This is a genomic window from Sphaerisporangium krabiense (assembly GCF_014200435.1).
In the GTDB taxonomy this organism is placed as follows: Bacteria; Actinomycetota; Actinomycetes; order Streptosporangiales; family Streptosporangiaceae; genus Sphaerisporangium; species Sphaerisporangium krabiense.
On sequence record NZ_JACHBR010000001.1, the window covers coordinates 4,880,184 to 4,894,239 of the forward strand.

Sequence of the window (14,056 nt, forward strand, 5' to 3'; positions counted from 1 at the left end):
CACCCTCTAGTGTGTCCTGATGTGAAGGGCCGGACACGCCTTCCGCGATTTATGGTGTCTCGTACGTGGATGCCGTCCGCGGCTGGATATGCGGTGCTGTTCGTCGGGATAATCGACATCATTCGCGGCGTGTTCCCGCATTTCCGGCGCAGCCGGGTCGGCGTCATCGCGGCCGTGCTGCCCGGCACGGTCACCACCCTGGCCGCCGCCGCGTCCCTGCTGGTCGGCGTTCTGCTCGTGATGCTCGCCCACGCGCTGCGCCGCCGCAAGGCGCGCGCCTGGCGCGCCGTGGTCGTGCTGCTGCCCCTCGGCGCGATGGTCGAGGCGCTGCGCTGGAGGCACTCCGCCACGGCGGTGATCGGCCTGGTCCTGTTCGTCGTGCTCCTGGTCGACCGGCGGGAGTTCCACGCCCTGTCCGACCCCAGGTCACGCTGGCGGGCGCTCGGCGCCTTCCTGGCCCTCGGCTCCCTCGACCTGGCCGTCGGCTGGGTGATCGTCAACGTGCACCCCTCCACCCTCGTCGGCGACCCGTCCCCGGGGGAGCGGCTCCGGCACGTCCTGCTCGGCCTGGTCGGCATGGAGGGCTCGGTGCGCTACTCGCTGGACCGCACGGCCGACCTGGTCTACTTCTCGCTGGCCGGGCTCGGCGCGCTGACCGCCGTCACCACGCTCTACCTGGCCCTGCGCCCGGAACGCCCGGTGTCCGCGCTGAGCGGCGAGGACGAACGCCGCCTGCGCGCGCTGCTCGACCGGCACGGCGCGCAGGACTCCCTCGGGTACTTCGCGCTGCGGCGCGACAAGAGCGCGATCTTCTCCCCGAGCGGCAAGGCGGTCGTCGCCTACCGCGTGGTCGCGGGCGTCGCGCTGGCCAGCGGCGATCCCATCGGCGACGTGGAGGCGTGGCCGGGGGCCATCAGGCGCTTCATGGAGGAGGTCGGACGGCACGCCTGGGTGCCCGCGGTCATCGGCTGCAGCGAGACCGGCGGCGAGGTCTGGACGCGCGAGGCGGGCCTGTCGGCGCTGGAGATCGGCGACGAGGCCGTCGTCGAGGCCGCCCGCTTCACGCTGGAGGGCCGCGCCATGCGCAACGTCCGCCAGATGGTCAACCGCACCGAGCGCGCGGGCTACACCTGCCGGGTGCGGCGGGCCCGCGACCTGTGCGCGCACGACGCGCGGCGCGTCCGCGCGGCGGCCGAGTCCTGGCGGGGCGCCGAGACCGAGCGCGGCTTCTCCATGGCCCTCGGCCGTCTCGGCGACCCGTCGGACGGCGACTGCGTCATCGTCACCGCGCACAAGGCGGGCCGGGCCGGTCCGCACGGCGACGCGATCCGGGCGATGCTGCACTTCGTGCCCTGGGGCGCGGGTGGCATCTCGCTCGACCTCATGCGCCGCGACCGGGACGCCGACCCCGGGCTCAACGAGTTCCTCATCGCGAAGACGTTGCAGGCCGCCCCGCTCCTCGGCGTCACCCGCGTCTCGCTGAACTTCGCCATGTTCCGCTCTGCGCTGGCGCGGGGGGAACGGCTCGGCGCCGGGCCGGTGCTGCGCGCCTGGCGCGGCATTCTGCTGTTCCTGTCGCGCTGGTTCCAGATCGAGTCGCTGTACCGGTTCAACGCCAAGTTCCAGCCGTCCTGGGAGCCGAGATTCCTTTTGTACCCGACGGCGCGCGACCTGCCCCGGATCGGGCTCGCGGCGTTGCAGGCCGAGGCGTTTCTCACGGTCGGCAGGCCCGTGCCGCCATGGCGTCGCGGCACGGGATCCACGCCGCCGGGAAAGACATCCCATCGGGGTTACTGGCCCATAGGTCCGTTAACGGATGAAGGGCGGGAAATGACGTGATCAACGGCTATTTCGGAGTTGCCGTCGGCCCATTCCGGCGTTTCCGTGCATTATCCCGGAAGATAGCGAACCATCCGTCTCGGAAATCTGGCGGATTCAGGCGATGAGCCGCGCGGCGTGCAGGCGTTCGTCCAGCGCCGCGACGCTGCGCGTGCGCTGCCATGGGCCGAGCTTCTCGCGGGTCTCCACGACCGACCGCGCCAGCCGGGGTGAGGTGTTGCGCCGCGCCAGCCCCGCGGCCTGGCCGAGCTCCTCGCACGCCTGCTCGATGTCGCGCAGGTCGAGGTGCGCCTGCGCGGTCTTCAGGCGGATGTAGGCGACGTTGCGGACGAAGGTCGGGTCGATGCCGGCCGCCGCGCCCGCCGCGACCTCCAGCGCCTTGACGGGGTCGCCGGTGTCCAGCAGGCAGCCGGTCTTGGTGGACAGGTACTGGCCCTGGCCGTAGAAGGGGACCAGACGCGCCCCCGGATCTCCGGCGTCGGCGCCGTGCAGCTCGCGCTCGGCCTGGTCCACCGAGCGGAAGCAGCGGGTGTGGTCCTTGCGGCGCTCGGCCTTGGCCGACCGCCTGACCACCGCCGCGTACGCCCGCGCCCCGACGTCGCAGGCGTAGGCGGTGAGCAGCTTGCTGCCCGCGCGCCGCCCCCAGGCGAGGGCGCCGAGCGCGTGCTCGACGCCGAGGCGCGGGTCGCCCCGCCAGGTGGCGAGCTGGCTCCAGTTGGCCAGCACCATGCCGCACATGGCGTCGTCGTCGGCCTGGTGCGCCGCGTCGCGGGCCTGCGCGTAGTAGTGGTCGGCGCCGCGGAAGTCGTTGAGGTTGAACAGCATCCAGCCCGTGCAGCGGCGGACGTCGGCCAGCAGGGACAGGACCTTGGCGCGCATGTGGTCGGCCACCCCCGCCGACAGCAGGGACATCACCAGGGTCTGCTGGGCGAGGACCGTGGCCACGGTGGCCTGCGGGCCGAGCAGGTCCTCCTGGCGCATGCACCGCCGCAGCACGGCCTCGATGTGCTCGACCGTGGCGTCGTCCACGCGGCTCGGATCGGTGACCGCCATCGTGACGCGCCGCGCCTCCTCGATGTCGAGCCGGTCGAACAGAGGCGAGGCGTAGGCGGAGGTCGCCGCGGCCCCGATGAGGGCGAGAACGTCACGTCGATTCATCTGCGTTGCCCAATCCGTGAAGGCGTGGACGAGCTGCTCGAACTCCCGGTCACGCGGCTCACCCGGCGAGGCGGGTCCGGGGAAGGATTGCGTCGGCAGGATGTCCGCTATGTCGCTGAAAGTGAGGGTAAATATGGGCGATACCGCAGGGATATCCCGCCTGCGGGGCACATTCGCGTTCGGGTCGGAGCCCGTGTGGTCCTCGCCGTCCACCAGATCGCAGGCCCGGCACCCGTAGATGCGGGCGAGGCGGTTGAGCCCGGCCACCGGAGGCTCGTTGCCCGTGACCGCGGGCCACGCCTCCCACGAGCCCAGCTTGCGGACGCTGAACGGCTCGGAGGGCCAGAGGGACTTCCACTGCTCCACCACGCGCTCCTGGGTGAGCCGATGGGCCTCGCGGAACGCCTGCCGCGCGTTGAGCCGGTAGCGGCGCCGGTACTCCTGGGCGATCTCCACCCACGTCGCCCCACGTTCCCGTAAATCGGTGGTCAGGCGGTCCATCTCTTCTTTGAGACTGCGTGGCTTACGTGGCATCGCGAACCCCCCGGCCCCCGTGGATGCGTATCGCCGACACCGAGAGTAGCCAAAGCCTGCTTTCCGTTACGCACGGTTGTCAGGAATCGGCGGCCACAGCGCCGGTTTCCGCCACCGGAAACGGCCCACGCCCGCGTTTCCGGGCTCCCGGCTACAGACGCACCCCGTCTGAACGCCTGTTGACGCGGACACCGCCCACCGGAAGGTGAAGGTCCGCCCCGTTACCCGGTTCCGCCTGACCCGCGGGCGGTGCCGTCACGAAGACGACGCCCCTGAACGCGAAAGGCGAGGGAGATTCGTGATGACCCGCATCCCAACCCGCCCCCGTGAGGCCCGCTGGGAGCTGCCCGCCGACCCCCGCGCCACGGCCGCGTGCCGCGCGCTGGTCCGCGTGACGCTCGCCGAGTGGGGCCTGCGCGACCTGACCGACGACATGGTGGTCGTGGTCACCGAATTACTGGCGAACGCCCTCATCCACGGCGAGCCCCCGATCCACCTGACGCTCCGGCGCGCGCACGGCGCGCTCGTCGGCGCCGTCACCGACCTCGGCCCGGGACGGCCCCGGCTGCTGGCCGCCGCCGCCGACCTGGAGCACGGGCGCGGCCTGCGCATCGTGGACGCCCTCACCGACAGCTGGGGCGTCGATCCGCTGCCCGGCGGGGCCGGCAAGACGATCTGGTTCGCCCGCGCCGCGCCGGACCCGGTCGCGCCGCGCCCGCAGAGGGACCGTCAGAGGGAGGAGTACAGCACGAACACGTTGCCCGACGGGTCGCGCAGCACGGCCCTGACCTCGTGCGGCCCGGTCTCCGGCCCCGAGACCAGCTCCGCGCCCGCCGCCGTCAGGTCGCGCACCGCCTCCGGCACGTCGCCGACCTTGTACGAGGGCGCCGTCACCGCGCCCGCGACCTGCTCGCCGCCCGCGGCGAGCGCGACGGTCACCCCGCCGCCGTCCAGCGCGGCGAAGCGGTCGCCGTCGCGGAACTTCACCGCCAGGCCCAGCGTCCGCGAGTAGAACGCCACCGCCTCGTCCAGGTCGGTGACCGGGATCAGGACGTTGCCGAGCTTCTGGGCGTGCGCGCTCACGCTGGCCTCCACGGGGGTAGATCGTCTTCTCGACCGTACCCGCGCGACGGCCCGGCGCGCACCCGCTTCAGGGGGGCGTCTAGGGGATCCGCCCGGCGGGCGGACCCCCACGACACGGGGCCGGCCACCGGCCCCCCGGTTCACCTGGCGTCGTGCGGACGCCGGTCGTGCCCGGGTGAGGGCGCCGCGCGTTCCTGCTCGCCCGGCCGCTCGCCGGTCGGCCGGCTCGCGGGCGTGTGCTTCTGCTTGCCCGGCCGCTCGCCGGTGGGCCGGGCCGAGGGTGTGTGCTTCTGCTTGCTGGGCTGCTCGCCGGTCGGCTGGGCCGAGGGCGCGCGTCCCGGCTCGTTCGGGCGCTCGCCGCTCGGCTCGTCGGAGGGCTCGTCGCTGGGCTCGTCGTCCGGCTCCGGGCTCGGCTGCTCGCACGGCTCGCCCCGGTCCGACCACCGCGCGCTGTCGCTCGCCGAGCCGAGGTCGGAGCTGACGGTCACCGTGACCTTGCGGGTGTCCAGGTAGCCGCACTCGGGGGTGGAGAACCGAGCGGTGTAGGTGCGCTCGTAGGCGGTGTCGCCGCTCAGCGTCGCCTGGCGCGTGACCGTGTGGCTGTCCCCGCCCTCGCCGCCGCTCAGCGTCTGGGTGAACGTCGCCGACAGCGCGACCGAGTCAGGGGTCGAGCTCTTGACCCTGACCGTCACCGCGCGCCCGTCGAAGCCGAGGATCGACACGGCCGGCGGCGCGCACTTGGACCCGGCGACCCTGACCTCCTTGGTCTGGGCGCCGTTGGCGGCGGCCGGCCGCGTGGCGACCCGCACGCCGAAGTAGGCGACCTTGCCGCACGCGACCTCGCCGAGGCTCCCGCGCAGCGAGGCGCGGTAGGAGGTGTCGCCGGAGAACGTGCGCGAGGCCCGGTCGACCACCTTGGCCGCGCCCTCGCCCTCCCTGCGGGTGAACTCGGCCGCGAGGCTCACGGCTCCGGGCCCGCTCGTGCGCAGCGACACCTCGGCGGTGCCGCCGTTCCACTCCAAGGCCAGGTCGTCGACCGTCGGCGGCGGGCACGGCTCGCCCTTCACGGTGACCGTCCTGGTCTCGGTCCCGCCCGCGGCCTTGGGCGCGGTGGAGACCGTGACGCGGCGCACGACGGTGGTGCCGCAGGCCGGGGTCTCGAAGCCGCCGTCCAGCGTCCGGCTGTAGGAGGTGGCGCCGGAGAGGGTGACCGTGCGGGTGACGGCGGGGGCGGCGAGGGTGAGCGCGCGGGTGCCGGCGCGGCCGAGGCCGGCGGCCGAGGTCCCCTCGGTGAACCGCGCGGTCAGGGTGACGTTCTCCGTGGTGGTGGTGCGCACCCGCACGGTGGCCGCCAGCCCGTCGAAGGAGACGCCGAGGTCGCTCACCGACAGCCGGGTGGGCGTGGGGGTCGGGGTGGGCGTTGGGGTGGGCGTCGCCGGGGGCTTGGGGGTGGGTGTCGGGGTGGGGGTCGGCTTGTGCGTCGGGGACGGCTTGGTGCTCGTGCCGGGCGTGGGGGAGGACTTGCCCGTCGGAGGGGGCGGCGGGGTGTCCGGGGCGGAGGTGTGCGGCGGGATGGCGGAGGAGGACTTCGGCGTCCCCGTGACCGCGGGATCGGCGCCGGAGTCCGAGGGGGTGGGCGTGGCCGCCGCCGGAGGGCTGCCCGGCTGCTCCGCCCCGGCGGTCGGCTCGATCAGCGAGACGCCCCGCACGGGAGTGTCGTGGCGGTTGGCGGCCAGCACCGCGATCACGACGCCGACCGCGAGGATGCCCGCGCCGATCAGCACGCGCGGCAGGTGCCGCACCCGCGCGCGGCCGCGTGGACGTCCCAGCGAGGAGGCGGCGTTGCTGGACCCGGCCTGCGCGCCCGGCTCCGCCAGCGGGAAGAACAGCGCCAGCAGCGCGGCCAGCTCCGCCAGGTGGCGGCGGCCCCGCTCCTCCCAGTCCTGCCCGTACGCGGCGACCGCCGCGCTCTCCAGCTCGCCGACGAACGCGCGCGCGGTGGTGGGCCGGTCGGCCGGGTTCTTGGCCATGCCGCGGGCGACCAGCGAGCGCACCGAGCTCGGCACGGCGTCGGCGGGGATGGGCGCCGACTGGTGCTGGTGGCGCAGGGCGGCCGGGTGGTCGGCGCGGTAGGGCCGCCTGCCGGTGAGGCACTCGAAGAACACGCAGGTGGCGGCGTAGACGTCGGTCGCGGGGCTCGAGGGCGCGCCGTTCCACTGCTCGGGGGCCATGTACGACGGCGTGCCGGACGGGGTGCCGGGCTGCCCGGCCGGGGTGGCGATGCCGAAGTCGGCGAGCTTGCTGAACCCGTCGGCCTGGACCAGGACGTTCTCGGGCTTGTAGTCACGATGGACGATGCCCTGGGCGTGCGCCGCCGCGAGCCCGGCGAGGGAGCCCTTGAGCACGACCAGCGCGGCCTCCGGGCTCGTGGATCCGTGGTCGTGGAGGATCCTGCGCAGCGCCACGCCGTCCACGAGCTCCATCACGATCGCCGCGCCGAGGGGGCTCTCGACGTACTCGTAGAAGCGCACGATGTTGCGGTCGTCGATCTCGACCATCGTGCGGGCCTCTTCGCGGAACGCGGCGAGGAACCGCGGGTCCGACCTCAGCTCGTCGCTCAGATATTTGATCGCCACATGGGCGCCGGTCTCGTCGTAGGTGGCCAGAACGACCCGGCCGCTCCCGCCGGAGCCCAGAACGCGTTCTTCCCGATAACCGGGAACGGACCAGGCGTTCATCGATTCCCCTCAGAGGTGGTGATGCTCCCGTCTCCCCAGACGAAGGTCTCACCCGATACGGCAAATGTCACGAGATTGGTAGATCATTGCGGTGACGATTTGATTACGCTAGGTATGCCGGTTAAGCATACGTCAAGGTCAGAGCCATGTTCGGGTGGGTGGCGCGGCCCCGGCCACCCCGGGAGCGCGGTAGACCACTCCCCCCGCCGGGGGTGCGGACGGGGTCAGGAGAGGCAGTCGTAGACGGCCGAGGCCAGGCGGTACGCGCGCAGCGCGCCCGGGCCGGTGGTCATCATCCGGTTCATCGTGTACGCCATCGCGAGCCCGCGCCGGGGGTCGCCGAGGCCGAGGGCCCCGCCGAGCCCGGTGTGGCCGAACGCCGTCTCCGCCCCCTTGCGCGGGGTGAGGAAGTACATCGACGGGCGCATGAAGCCCAGGCCGTAGGCGCTGTCGACGAGCATGACGCGGTCGGGCCCCGACACGCGGACCCGCGTCCCGTACTCCAGGGTCTCGCGTGCGACGATCTCGCCCGCGACCAGGTCGCGGTAGAACCCGGCGAGGCCGCGGGCCGTGGCGACCATGCCCATGGCGGGCCACCCGGCCCGCATGATGACCGGGTGGTTGCCGCCGCCCTTGAGCTTGTTGGGGTTGGGGTTGCCGAGGGCCCGGGTCATCAGGCCGTCCTTGGAGTGGCCGGGGAAGCCGGCCGAAGCGCCGATTCCGCCCGCCGGCTCGCCCGCCGACATGCGCGCCGCGCGGGCGGCGACGTCGTCCGGCGCGCCGAGCCACAGGTCCAGCCCGCGCGGCCCGGCGATCTCGCGGGCCACGATCTCGCCGGCGGTCGCGCCCGCGACGCGGCGGATCACCTCGCCGGTCAGGAAGCCGAAGGTGAGCGCGTGGTATCCGTGCGCGGCGCCCGGCGTCCACAGCGGGGACTGGCCGGCCAGGCGGGCGGCGATGGCGGGCTGGTCCTCGAACTCCGCGACGGGCACGTCCTGCTCGACGACGGGCAGACCGGCCTCGTGGGTGAGCAGCCACTCCACCGTGATCCCGTCCTTGCCGTGGGCGGCGAACTCCGGCCAGACCTTCGCCACCGGCGCGCGCAGGTCGACCAGCCCGCGTTCGGCGAGCCACAGCAGCACGGTGGCCGTGACGGCCTTGGTGCAGGAGTAGGTGAGCACCGGCGTCTCGCGCTCCCAGGGCCGTCCGGTGTGCCGGTCGGCGACGCCGTCCCACAGGTCGACCACCGGCTCCCCGTGCAGGTGGACCGCGAAGGCGGCGCCGAGCTCCTCGCCACGGGCGAAGTTGTCGTCGAAGACCCGGCGCACCCGGTCGAACCGGGGGTCGCAGTGGCCCTGAGCCGTCATGCGCGCACCTCTGTTCCAGGACGCTCCGGGAAGTGATCGTCGCCGCCCCAGCCTAACAAGCGCGGCCCGGCCCGGCGGCGGCCGAGCGGCGCCGCGGAGGGGTCAGCGGACGCGGCGCCGTCCGATGACGAGCAGGACCTCGCGCAGCGCGTCGGCCGCCCGGCGCACGGTCTCCTCCGGGACGGCGGCCATGACGTCGGAGTGCGCGCGGCCGGAGGCGTCGAGCGCGGTGGCGGCCACGCGGCGGCCCTCCTCGGTGAGGCGGACCCAGCGGCTGCGGCCGTCGCCGGCGTCGGCCTCGCGGTCGACGTATCCGGCGCGCGCCAGCCGCTGCAGGACGTTGCTGGTGCCGCCGGAGGTCAGGAACAGCGAGCGCGTCAGGTCGCTGGGCTTGAGGCGGTACGGCGGGCCGGCGCGGTGCAGCGCCGCGAGCACGTCGAACTCGGCGTAGGTCAGGCCGAGCTCCGCCATCTCGGCGCGCGTGGCCTGCTCCAGGAGCCCGCCGATGCGCGAGACGCGCTTGCTCAGCTCCAGGACGGTCACCAGCGAGGCGGGCAGCTCGGCCGCCCAGCCGGGCACCAGGGCGTCGACCTCGTCCTGGCGCGGGGCGCCGGCCTCGTCCCGGGCGTCGTGTCCTTCATGCCGCACCCGAGAAGAGTACCTTCACCCATATTGCTTTTCTAAAAGCTTTTGAGCTAACTTTCCTGCTATGGCTACGTCGCTTTTGATCCGTAATGGGCTCCTCATCGATCCAGACCCCGTCCCCGTGGTGCGCAGTGGTGACGTCCTCGTCGAGGACGGCGTGATCGCGGCCGTGGAGACCTCGCTCCCGGACGTACCCGGCGCCGAGGTGATCGACGCGATGGACCGCATCGTGATGCCCGGGTTCGTCGACACCCATCGGCACACCTGGCAGGCGGGCATCCGCTCGGTGGCCCCCGACGTCACCTTCGCCAAGTACCTGGGCCGCGTGCTCGGCGAGCTGGCGCCCCGCTACCGGCCCGAGGACGCCTACATCGGCAACCTCGCCGGCGCGCTGGAGTGCCTGGACGGCGGCGTGACCACGCTCCTGGACTGGTCGCACGTGCAGCTCACGCCCGGGCACACCGACGCCGTCGTGGACGCGCTGCGGCGGTCGGGGATCCGCGCGGTGTTCGGGTACTGCTACGGCGGGGACGGCGGCCCGCAGGGGCTCGCGGCCGAGGGGCGCCGCGTCCGCGAGCGGTACTTCGACCGCTCCGGCGGCCTGCTGTCGATGGCGGTGGCCGCGCTCGGCCCCGAGATCGCCGGCGAGGAGCTCGCCCTGCACGAATGGCGGCTGGCCCGCGACCTGGACCTGCCGCTGTCGGTGCACATGGGCGGGCACGGCGCCGAGAGCGCCGAGCGTGGCCTGGCCTTCCTGGTGAAGAACGACCTGCTCGGCCCGCGCACGACCTTCGTGCACCCGAACTTCTACACCGACGACGCGCTCCGGCGCATCGGCGACAGCGGGGGCACGGCCTCGGTGTCGCCGTTCGTGGAGGCCGGGCTCGGCATCGGCCACCCCGCGACCGGCCGCGCCCGCGCCAACGGCGTGCCCACCGGGCTCGGCGCCGACACCGTGGCGAGCGCGCCCGGCGACATGTTCTCGGTGATGCGGGCGGCCTACGCGCTGGAGCGGGCGCGGCCCGAGGGGGCCGGCATGGGCCTCACCACCGGGGACGTGCTGCGCATGGCGACGATCGAGGGGGCGCGCGTGGCCGGGCTCGGCGAGGTGACCGGGTCGCTGACGCCGGGCAAGCAGGCCGACCTGGTGCTGCTGCGCGCCGACACGCTCGGCATGGCCCCGGTCCACGACCCGATCGGCGCGGTGGTGCTGTCCGCCGACCGTAGCGCGGTCGACACCGTGATCGTGGGCGGGCGGGTGGTCAAGCGCGACGGCGTGCTGTGCCACCACGACGTGCCGGCGCTGCTGGCGGCCCTCACCGAGTCGGCGGGGTACCTCGTCGCCGGGGGCTGAGCGGCGGGGCCGCGGGCCGTGCGGCGCGGGCGCGTCACGCGGCTCAGGTGCTCAGGATGCGCGCCGACTCCGACTCGTGCGCCAGCCTTCGCAGCACGTCGAACGCCTTGCCGTACAGGACCGTGCCGACGACCAGGGACTCGACCGCCGTCTCCCGGGCGCCGTGGAAGGGGATCTTGCCCATCTCGTGCTCGGCCACCAGCCGCATCGTCAGGGCGGCGTACTCGCGCAGCCCCTCGTCGGAGGTGGGCATGCCGAGCTGGTCGAGCCGGACGAGCACCTGCGCCAGCTCCTCGCGGGTGGGCGCCTCGGGGTGCACGGTCCAGCCGAGGGCGTCGATGAGCCGGTCCACGCGCTCGCGGGCCCGGACGTGCTCGGGGTCGCCCGGCGCGTGCTCGGCGGGGGAGGCCAGCGCGTAGTGGGCGGTGCCGAGCATCGTGTGGAGGGGCATGTCCTCGTCCTCGACGGCCGCGATGATCTCGCTGATCGTGGCGACGGGCAGGCGCCCGACCTCCAGCAGCGCCCGGATGAGCCGGAGCCTGCGCAGGTGCCGGTCGCCGTACTCCGCCCGGGTGGCGGACGTCTGCTCGCCCTGGGGGAGCAGGCCCTCGCGCAGGTAGTACTTGATCGTGGGGATGGGCACTCCCGACACCGCGCTGAGCTGGGAAATCCGCATGCCCCCGATGATACCCCCTCTAGATAGCCTCGCTATCCAATGGAGGGCGCATGTCACCGCCGCGGGCCGGGCGCGGGGCTCAGCCGTCCTGCCGGGGGACGAGCCCGACGCCGCCGAGGGCGCCCGGGGCGGCGGGGTCGAGCTCCTCCTCCTCGTCCGCCCACTCGCGCAGGTGGGTGAGGCCGGGAGCCACCATGTCGAGCCCGGTGAAGTACGCGTCGATCGTCTCGCGGTCGCGGAGCCTGAGCGTCCCGCGGGTGCGGGTGTAGATCTCACGCGCCCGGGCGACGGCGTCGGCGTTCACCACCCCCTTGTAGCCGTGCGACAGCACGAGCCCGCCGCCGGGGGGCAGCGAGCCGCGCAGGTACGACACGATGCTCGCGGCCTCGTCGTCATCGTCGACGAAGTGGACGATCGCGCAGAGGATCACCGCGAAGGGCCGGTCCAGGTCGAGGTGCCCGCGGACCCGCGGGTCGTCCAGGATGGCCTTGGGGTGGCGCAGGTCGCCCTCGACGACGCAGGTGCGCGGGCTGTCCGCGAGCAGCGCGCGGGCGTGCACCAGCACGATGGGGTCGTTGTCGACGTAGACGACGCGCGCCCCGGGCGCGGCACGCTCGGCGACCTGGTGGACGTTCTCCTGCGTGGGCAGGCCGGTGCCGATGTCGATGAACTGGGTGATCCCGGCCGCGGTGAGCAGGCGCACGGCCCGCTTGAGGAAGGCCCGGTTGTCGCGGGCGAACTGCCGCGCGTTGGGGAACAGCTTGATGATGTTCTCGGCGGCCTCGCGGTCGGAGGCGAAGTTGTCCTTGCCGCCCAGGTAGTAGTCGTACATGCGGGCGACGCTGGGAGTCTTGGGGTCGATCCCGGGAGGTGCCTTGTCGGTTCCGCTCATCCGCGCCCTCGCCCTCGCAGTCAGAGACGTCACGCCGGGTGACCAGCGTCATATCGCCGAATATAGACGACAATCCAGATCACGGTGATCATGTGACCAGTCTTCGTCTCGATGTCACTTGACGGTCACAGGCGCCGGCCACGCGCTGTGCCCGGGCGCTGTCCGGACGGTGTCCGGGCCGGGGTCGTCCCGCCGTCCGTTCCGCCGCGCGCGCGGCGGACGGCGGGCACGGCGGGTTCAGCGTTCGGGGAGGTTCTTGAGCGCCTCGCGGCGGCTCAGGCCGTTCAGTCCCTTGAGCCTGACGTACCGGAGCACCTCGCGCGGGTCGGTCTTGGCGTACTCGCGCAGGGCCCAGCCGATGGCCTTGCGGGCGAAGAAATCGGTGTCCGAGAGGCTCGGCTCGATGCAGGCGTATAAGAGGCCGAGGTCGGTGCGGTCCTTGAAGGCGTTCTGGCAGAGGATCGCCGTGCGGCGCTTCCACAGGTCGGGGCCGCCCGCCCACTCCAGCATCAGCGGGCGCATCGTGTCGGGGTAGGCGCGCAGCAGCCCGCCGACCCTGTGGACGGCCAGCTCGTCCACGTAGTCCCACCAGGCGCCCGTGACGATCATCTCCTCGTACATGGGCACCGTGTAGAGCGTCTGGAAGGGCTTGTAGTAGCGGTAGGCGCACAGCTCGATCGCGGCGTAGCGCTCCTCGCGGTACTCGGCGTCGCGCCACAGCGCGAGCACGGCCCTGCGCCACTCGGGGGCGGTGTCGATGCGGTGCTCGGCGAAGACGCGCTTCACCGCGGCCCGCCTCGGCGCGGCCTGCGCGCCGAGGAAGGGCATTGCCGACTTCATGTACGCCTGCATGGCGGGGGCCTTGGCCGGGTCGGCGGCCTCCGTCAGGGCCAGCCGCACGGCCTTGTGCAGCGGCGTCATGCGGGGTGGCTGGTCCGTTCGCCCGTGGCCAGGCCGTCGAACAGCACCGTGATGTAGTGCTCGGCGAGGGCCGCGGTGTTGAGGCGCCCGCCGGGGCGGAACCAGCGGACGGCCACCCAGATCGCGTCGCGGATCATGCGGTAGGTCAGCTTGGGATCGACGTCCGGCCGGAGCGCGCCCTCGGCCTGGCCGCGCTTGATCTGGCCCACCCACATGCGCTCGACCTCGTCCTCGGCCCTGATCAGGTAGTCGAAGCGGTCGCCGGGGAGGGAGCGCAGGTAGTTCCAGTCGTTCTGCATCACCGTGATCGCGGCGCGGTGCGGCTCCAGGGTGCCGAAGCCGATGCGCACCATCTCCGACAGCACCGCGCGGGCGTCGCCGCCGCCGTCCAGGGCCGAGCGGTAGCGCGCGATAAGGTCGTGGAGGAACGTCGACAGGACCTCGTCGACGATCGTCTCCTTGGAGTCGAAGTGGTGGTACAGGCTTCCCGAGAGGATGCCCGCCTCGTCGGCGATCTGGCGCACGGTGGTGGCCTGGAAGCCCTTGCGGGCGAAGAGCTCGGCGGCGAGCTTCACCAGATGGTCGCGGCGCTCGGAGGCGGAGCCCGAAGAGGCCGCGCGGCGGGCGGTGCCCTGGCGCCCGGTCGTCGCGCCGCCGGCCGCGCCCGCGGGTGTCGTCGCGACCGTGGAGGCGCCGCCGGAGTTCTTTCGGGTGTTCACGTCCTCCATTATGGGGGTCCGTGCAATCGCTTGCTCGCCTAACGCGGAGGGCGAGTCACCTGCTCATGCGGCGTTCCCCGCGTCGAACAAGCGCTTGTCGCGAACCGCGCGCGCGGCGGGCGCGGACGAC

At 73.3% G+C, this 14,056-nt stretch carries 11 protein-coding genes and 1 pseudogene; 3 read left to right on the forward strand and 9 right to left on the reverse strand.

The window, feature by feature from the left end; genetic code table 11:
• Positions 1–69 precede the first annotated feature (69 nt).
• Positions 70–1,839 (forward strand): phosphatidylglycerol lysyltransferase domain-containing protein, encoded by a 1,770-nt coding sequence (locus BJ981_RS21540; protein WP_184613115.1) that lies wholly within the window; start codon positions 70–72, stop codon positions 1,837–1,839.
• A gap of 96 nt (positions 1,840–1,935) precedes the next feature.
• On the opposite strand, the gene BJ981_RS21545 is transcribed toward BJ981_RS21540, so the two are convergent.
• Complete coding sequence (locus BJ981_RS21545; protein ID WP_184613118.1) at positions 1,936–3,498, reverse strand: NsdA family TPR-like regulatory protein; 1,563 nt, start codon at positions 3,496–3,498, stop codon at positions 1,936–1,938.
• A gap of 334 nt (positions 3,499–3,832) precedes the next feature.
• Here BJ981_RS21545 and BJ981_RS38340 point away from each other — a divergent pair.
• Positions 3,833–4,201, forward strand: a pseudogene (locus BJ981_RS38340) (ATP-binding protein); the annotation flags it as partial.
• Between the two features lie 59 nt (positions 4,202–4,260).
• On the opposite strand, the gene BJ981_RS39280 reads toward BJ981_RS38340, so the two are convergent.
• The 4 genes from BJ981_RS39280 to BJ981_RS21565 all read right to left on the reverse strand — a co-directional run bounded on the left by BJ981_RS39280 (position 4,261) and on the right by BJ981_RS21565 (position 9,367).
• Positions 4,261–4,758, reverse strand: a complete 498-nt coding sequence (locus BJ981_RS39280) for a VOC family protein (RefSeq protein WP_311745632.1) — start codon at positions 4,756–4,758, stop codon at positions 4,261–4,263.
• The gene (locus tag BJ981_RS21555) at positions 4,755–7,352 is read right to left on the reverse strand and encodes a protein kinase domain-containing protein (RefSeq protein ID WP_184613120.1); all 2,598 of its coding nucleotides are present in this window, start codon (positions 7,350–7,352) and stop codon (positions 4,755–4,757) included. The genes BJ981_RS39280 and BJ981_RS21555 overlap by 4 nt, the downstream gene beginning before the upstream one ends.
• A gap of 224 nt (positions 7,353–7,576) precedes the next feature.
• Entirely contained in the window at positions 7,577–8,719 is a 1,143-nt protein-coding gene (locus tag BJ981_RS21560; RefSeq protein ID WP_184613122.1) for a serine hydrolase domain-containing protein, read from the reverse strand.
• 102 nt (positions 8,720–8,821) lie between these two features.
• Positions 8,822–9,367, reverse strand: a complete 546-nt coding sequence (locus BJ981_RS21565; RefSeq protein ID WP_204070038.1) for a MarR family winged helix-turn-helix transcriptional regulator — start codon at positions 9,365–9,367, stop codon at positions 8,822–8,824.
• A gap of 61 nt (positions 9,368–9,428) precedes the next feature.
• Here BJ981_RS21565 and BJ981_RS21570 point away from each other — a divergent pair, with 61 nt between their 5' ends.
• Positions 9,429–10,718, forward strand: a complete 1,290-nt coding sequence (locus BJ981_RS21570; protein WP_184613123.1) for an amidohydrolase family protein — start codon at positions 9,429–9,431, stop codon at positions 10,716–10,718.
• A gap of 43 nt (positions 10,719–10,761) precedes the next feature.
• Here the strand turns inward: BJ981_RS21570 and BJ981_RS21575 are convergent, their stop codons facing one another.
• The 4 genes from BJ981_RS21575 to BJ981_RS21590 form a co-directional block, all read right to left on the reverse strand.
• Positions 10,762–11,394, reverse strand: a complete 633-nt coding sequence (locus tag BJ981_RS21575) for a MerR family transcriptional regulator (RefSeq protein ID WP_184613125.1) — start codon at positions 11,392–11,394, stop codon at positions 10,762–10,764.
• A gap of 79 nt (positions 11,395–11,473) precedes the next feature.
• On the reverse strand, positions 11,474–12,286 hold the full coding sequence (locus BJ981_RS21580) for an SAM-dependent methyltransferase (protein WP_184613127.1): 813 nt from the start codon (positions 12,284–12,286) through the stop codon (positions 11,474–11,476).
• A 237-nt stretch (positions 12,287–12,523) separates the two neighbouring features.
• Entirely contained in the window at positions 12,524–13,207 is a 684-nt protein-coding gene (locus BJ981_RS21585) for a DNA alkylation repair protein (protein ID WP_184613130.1), read from the reverse strand.
• Complete coding sequence (locus BJ981_RS21590) at positions 13,204–13,926, reverse strand: TetR/AcrR family transcriptional regulator (RefSeq protein WP_239139034.1); 723 nt, start codon at positions 13,924–13,926, stop codon at positions 13,204–13,206. The genes BJ981_RS21585 and BJ981_RS21590 overlap by 4 nt, the downstream gene beginning before the upstream one ends.
• Positions 13,927–14,056 lie beyond the last annotated feature (130 nt).

Excerpts from the sequence above, each read along its gene's own strand:
- BJ981_RS21540 (WP_184613115.1), top strand. The coding sequence starts at position 70 with ATGCCGTCCGCGGCTGGATATGCGGTGCTGTTCGTCGGGATAATCGAC.
- BJ981_RS21545 (WP_184613118.1), bottom strand. The coding sequence starts at position 3,498 with ATGGACCGCCTGACCACCGATTTACGGGAACGTGGGGCGACGTGGGTG.
- BJ981_RS21555 (WP_184613120.1), bottom strand. The coding sequence starts at position 7,352 with ATGAACGCCTGGTCCGTTCCCGGTTATCGGGAAGAACGCGTTCTGGGC.
- BJ981_RS21560 (WP_184613122.1), bottom strand. The coding sequence starts at position 8,719 with ATGACGGCTCAGGGCCACTGCGACCCCCGGTTCGACCGGGTGCGCCGG.
- BJ981_RS21570 (WP_184613123.1), top strand. The coding sequence starts at position 9,429 with ATGGCTACGTCGCTTTTGATCCGTAATGGGCTCCTCATCGATCCAGAC.
- BJ981_RS21575 (WP_184613125.1), bottom strand. The coding sequence starts at position 11,394 with ATGCGGATTTCCCAGCTCAGCGCGGTGTCGGGAGTGCCCATCCCCACG.
- BJ981_RS21580 (WP_184613127.1), bottom strand. The coding sequence starts at position 12,286 with ATGAGCGGAACCGACAAGGCACCTCCCGGGATCGACCCCAAGACTCCC.
- BJ981_RS21585 (WP_184613130.1), bottom strand. The coding sequence starts at position 13,207 with ATGACGCCGCTGCACAAGGCCGTGCGGCTGGCCCTGACGGAGGCCGCC.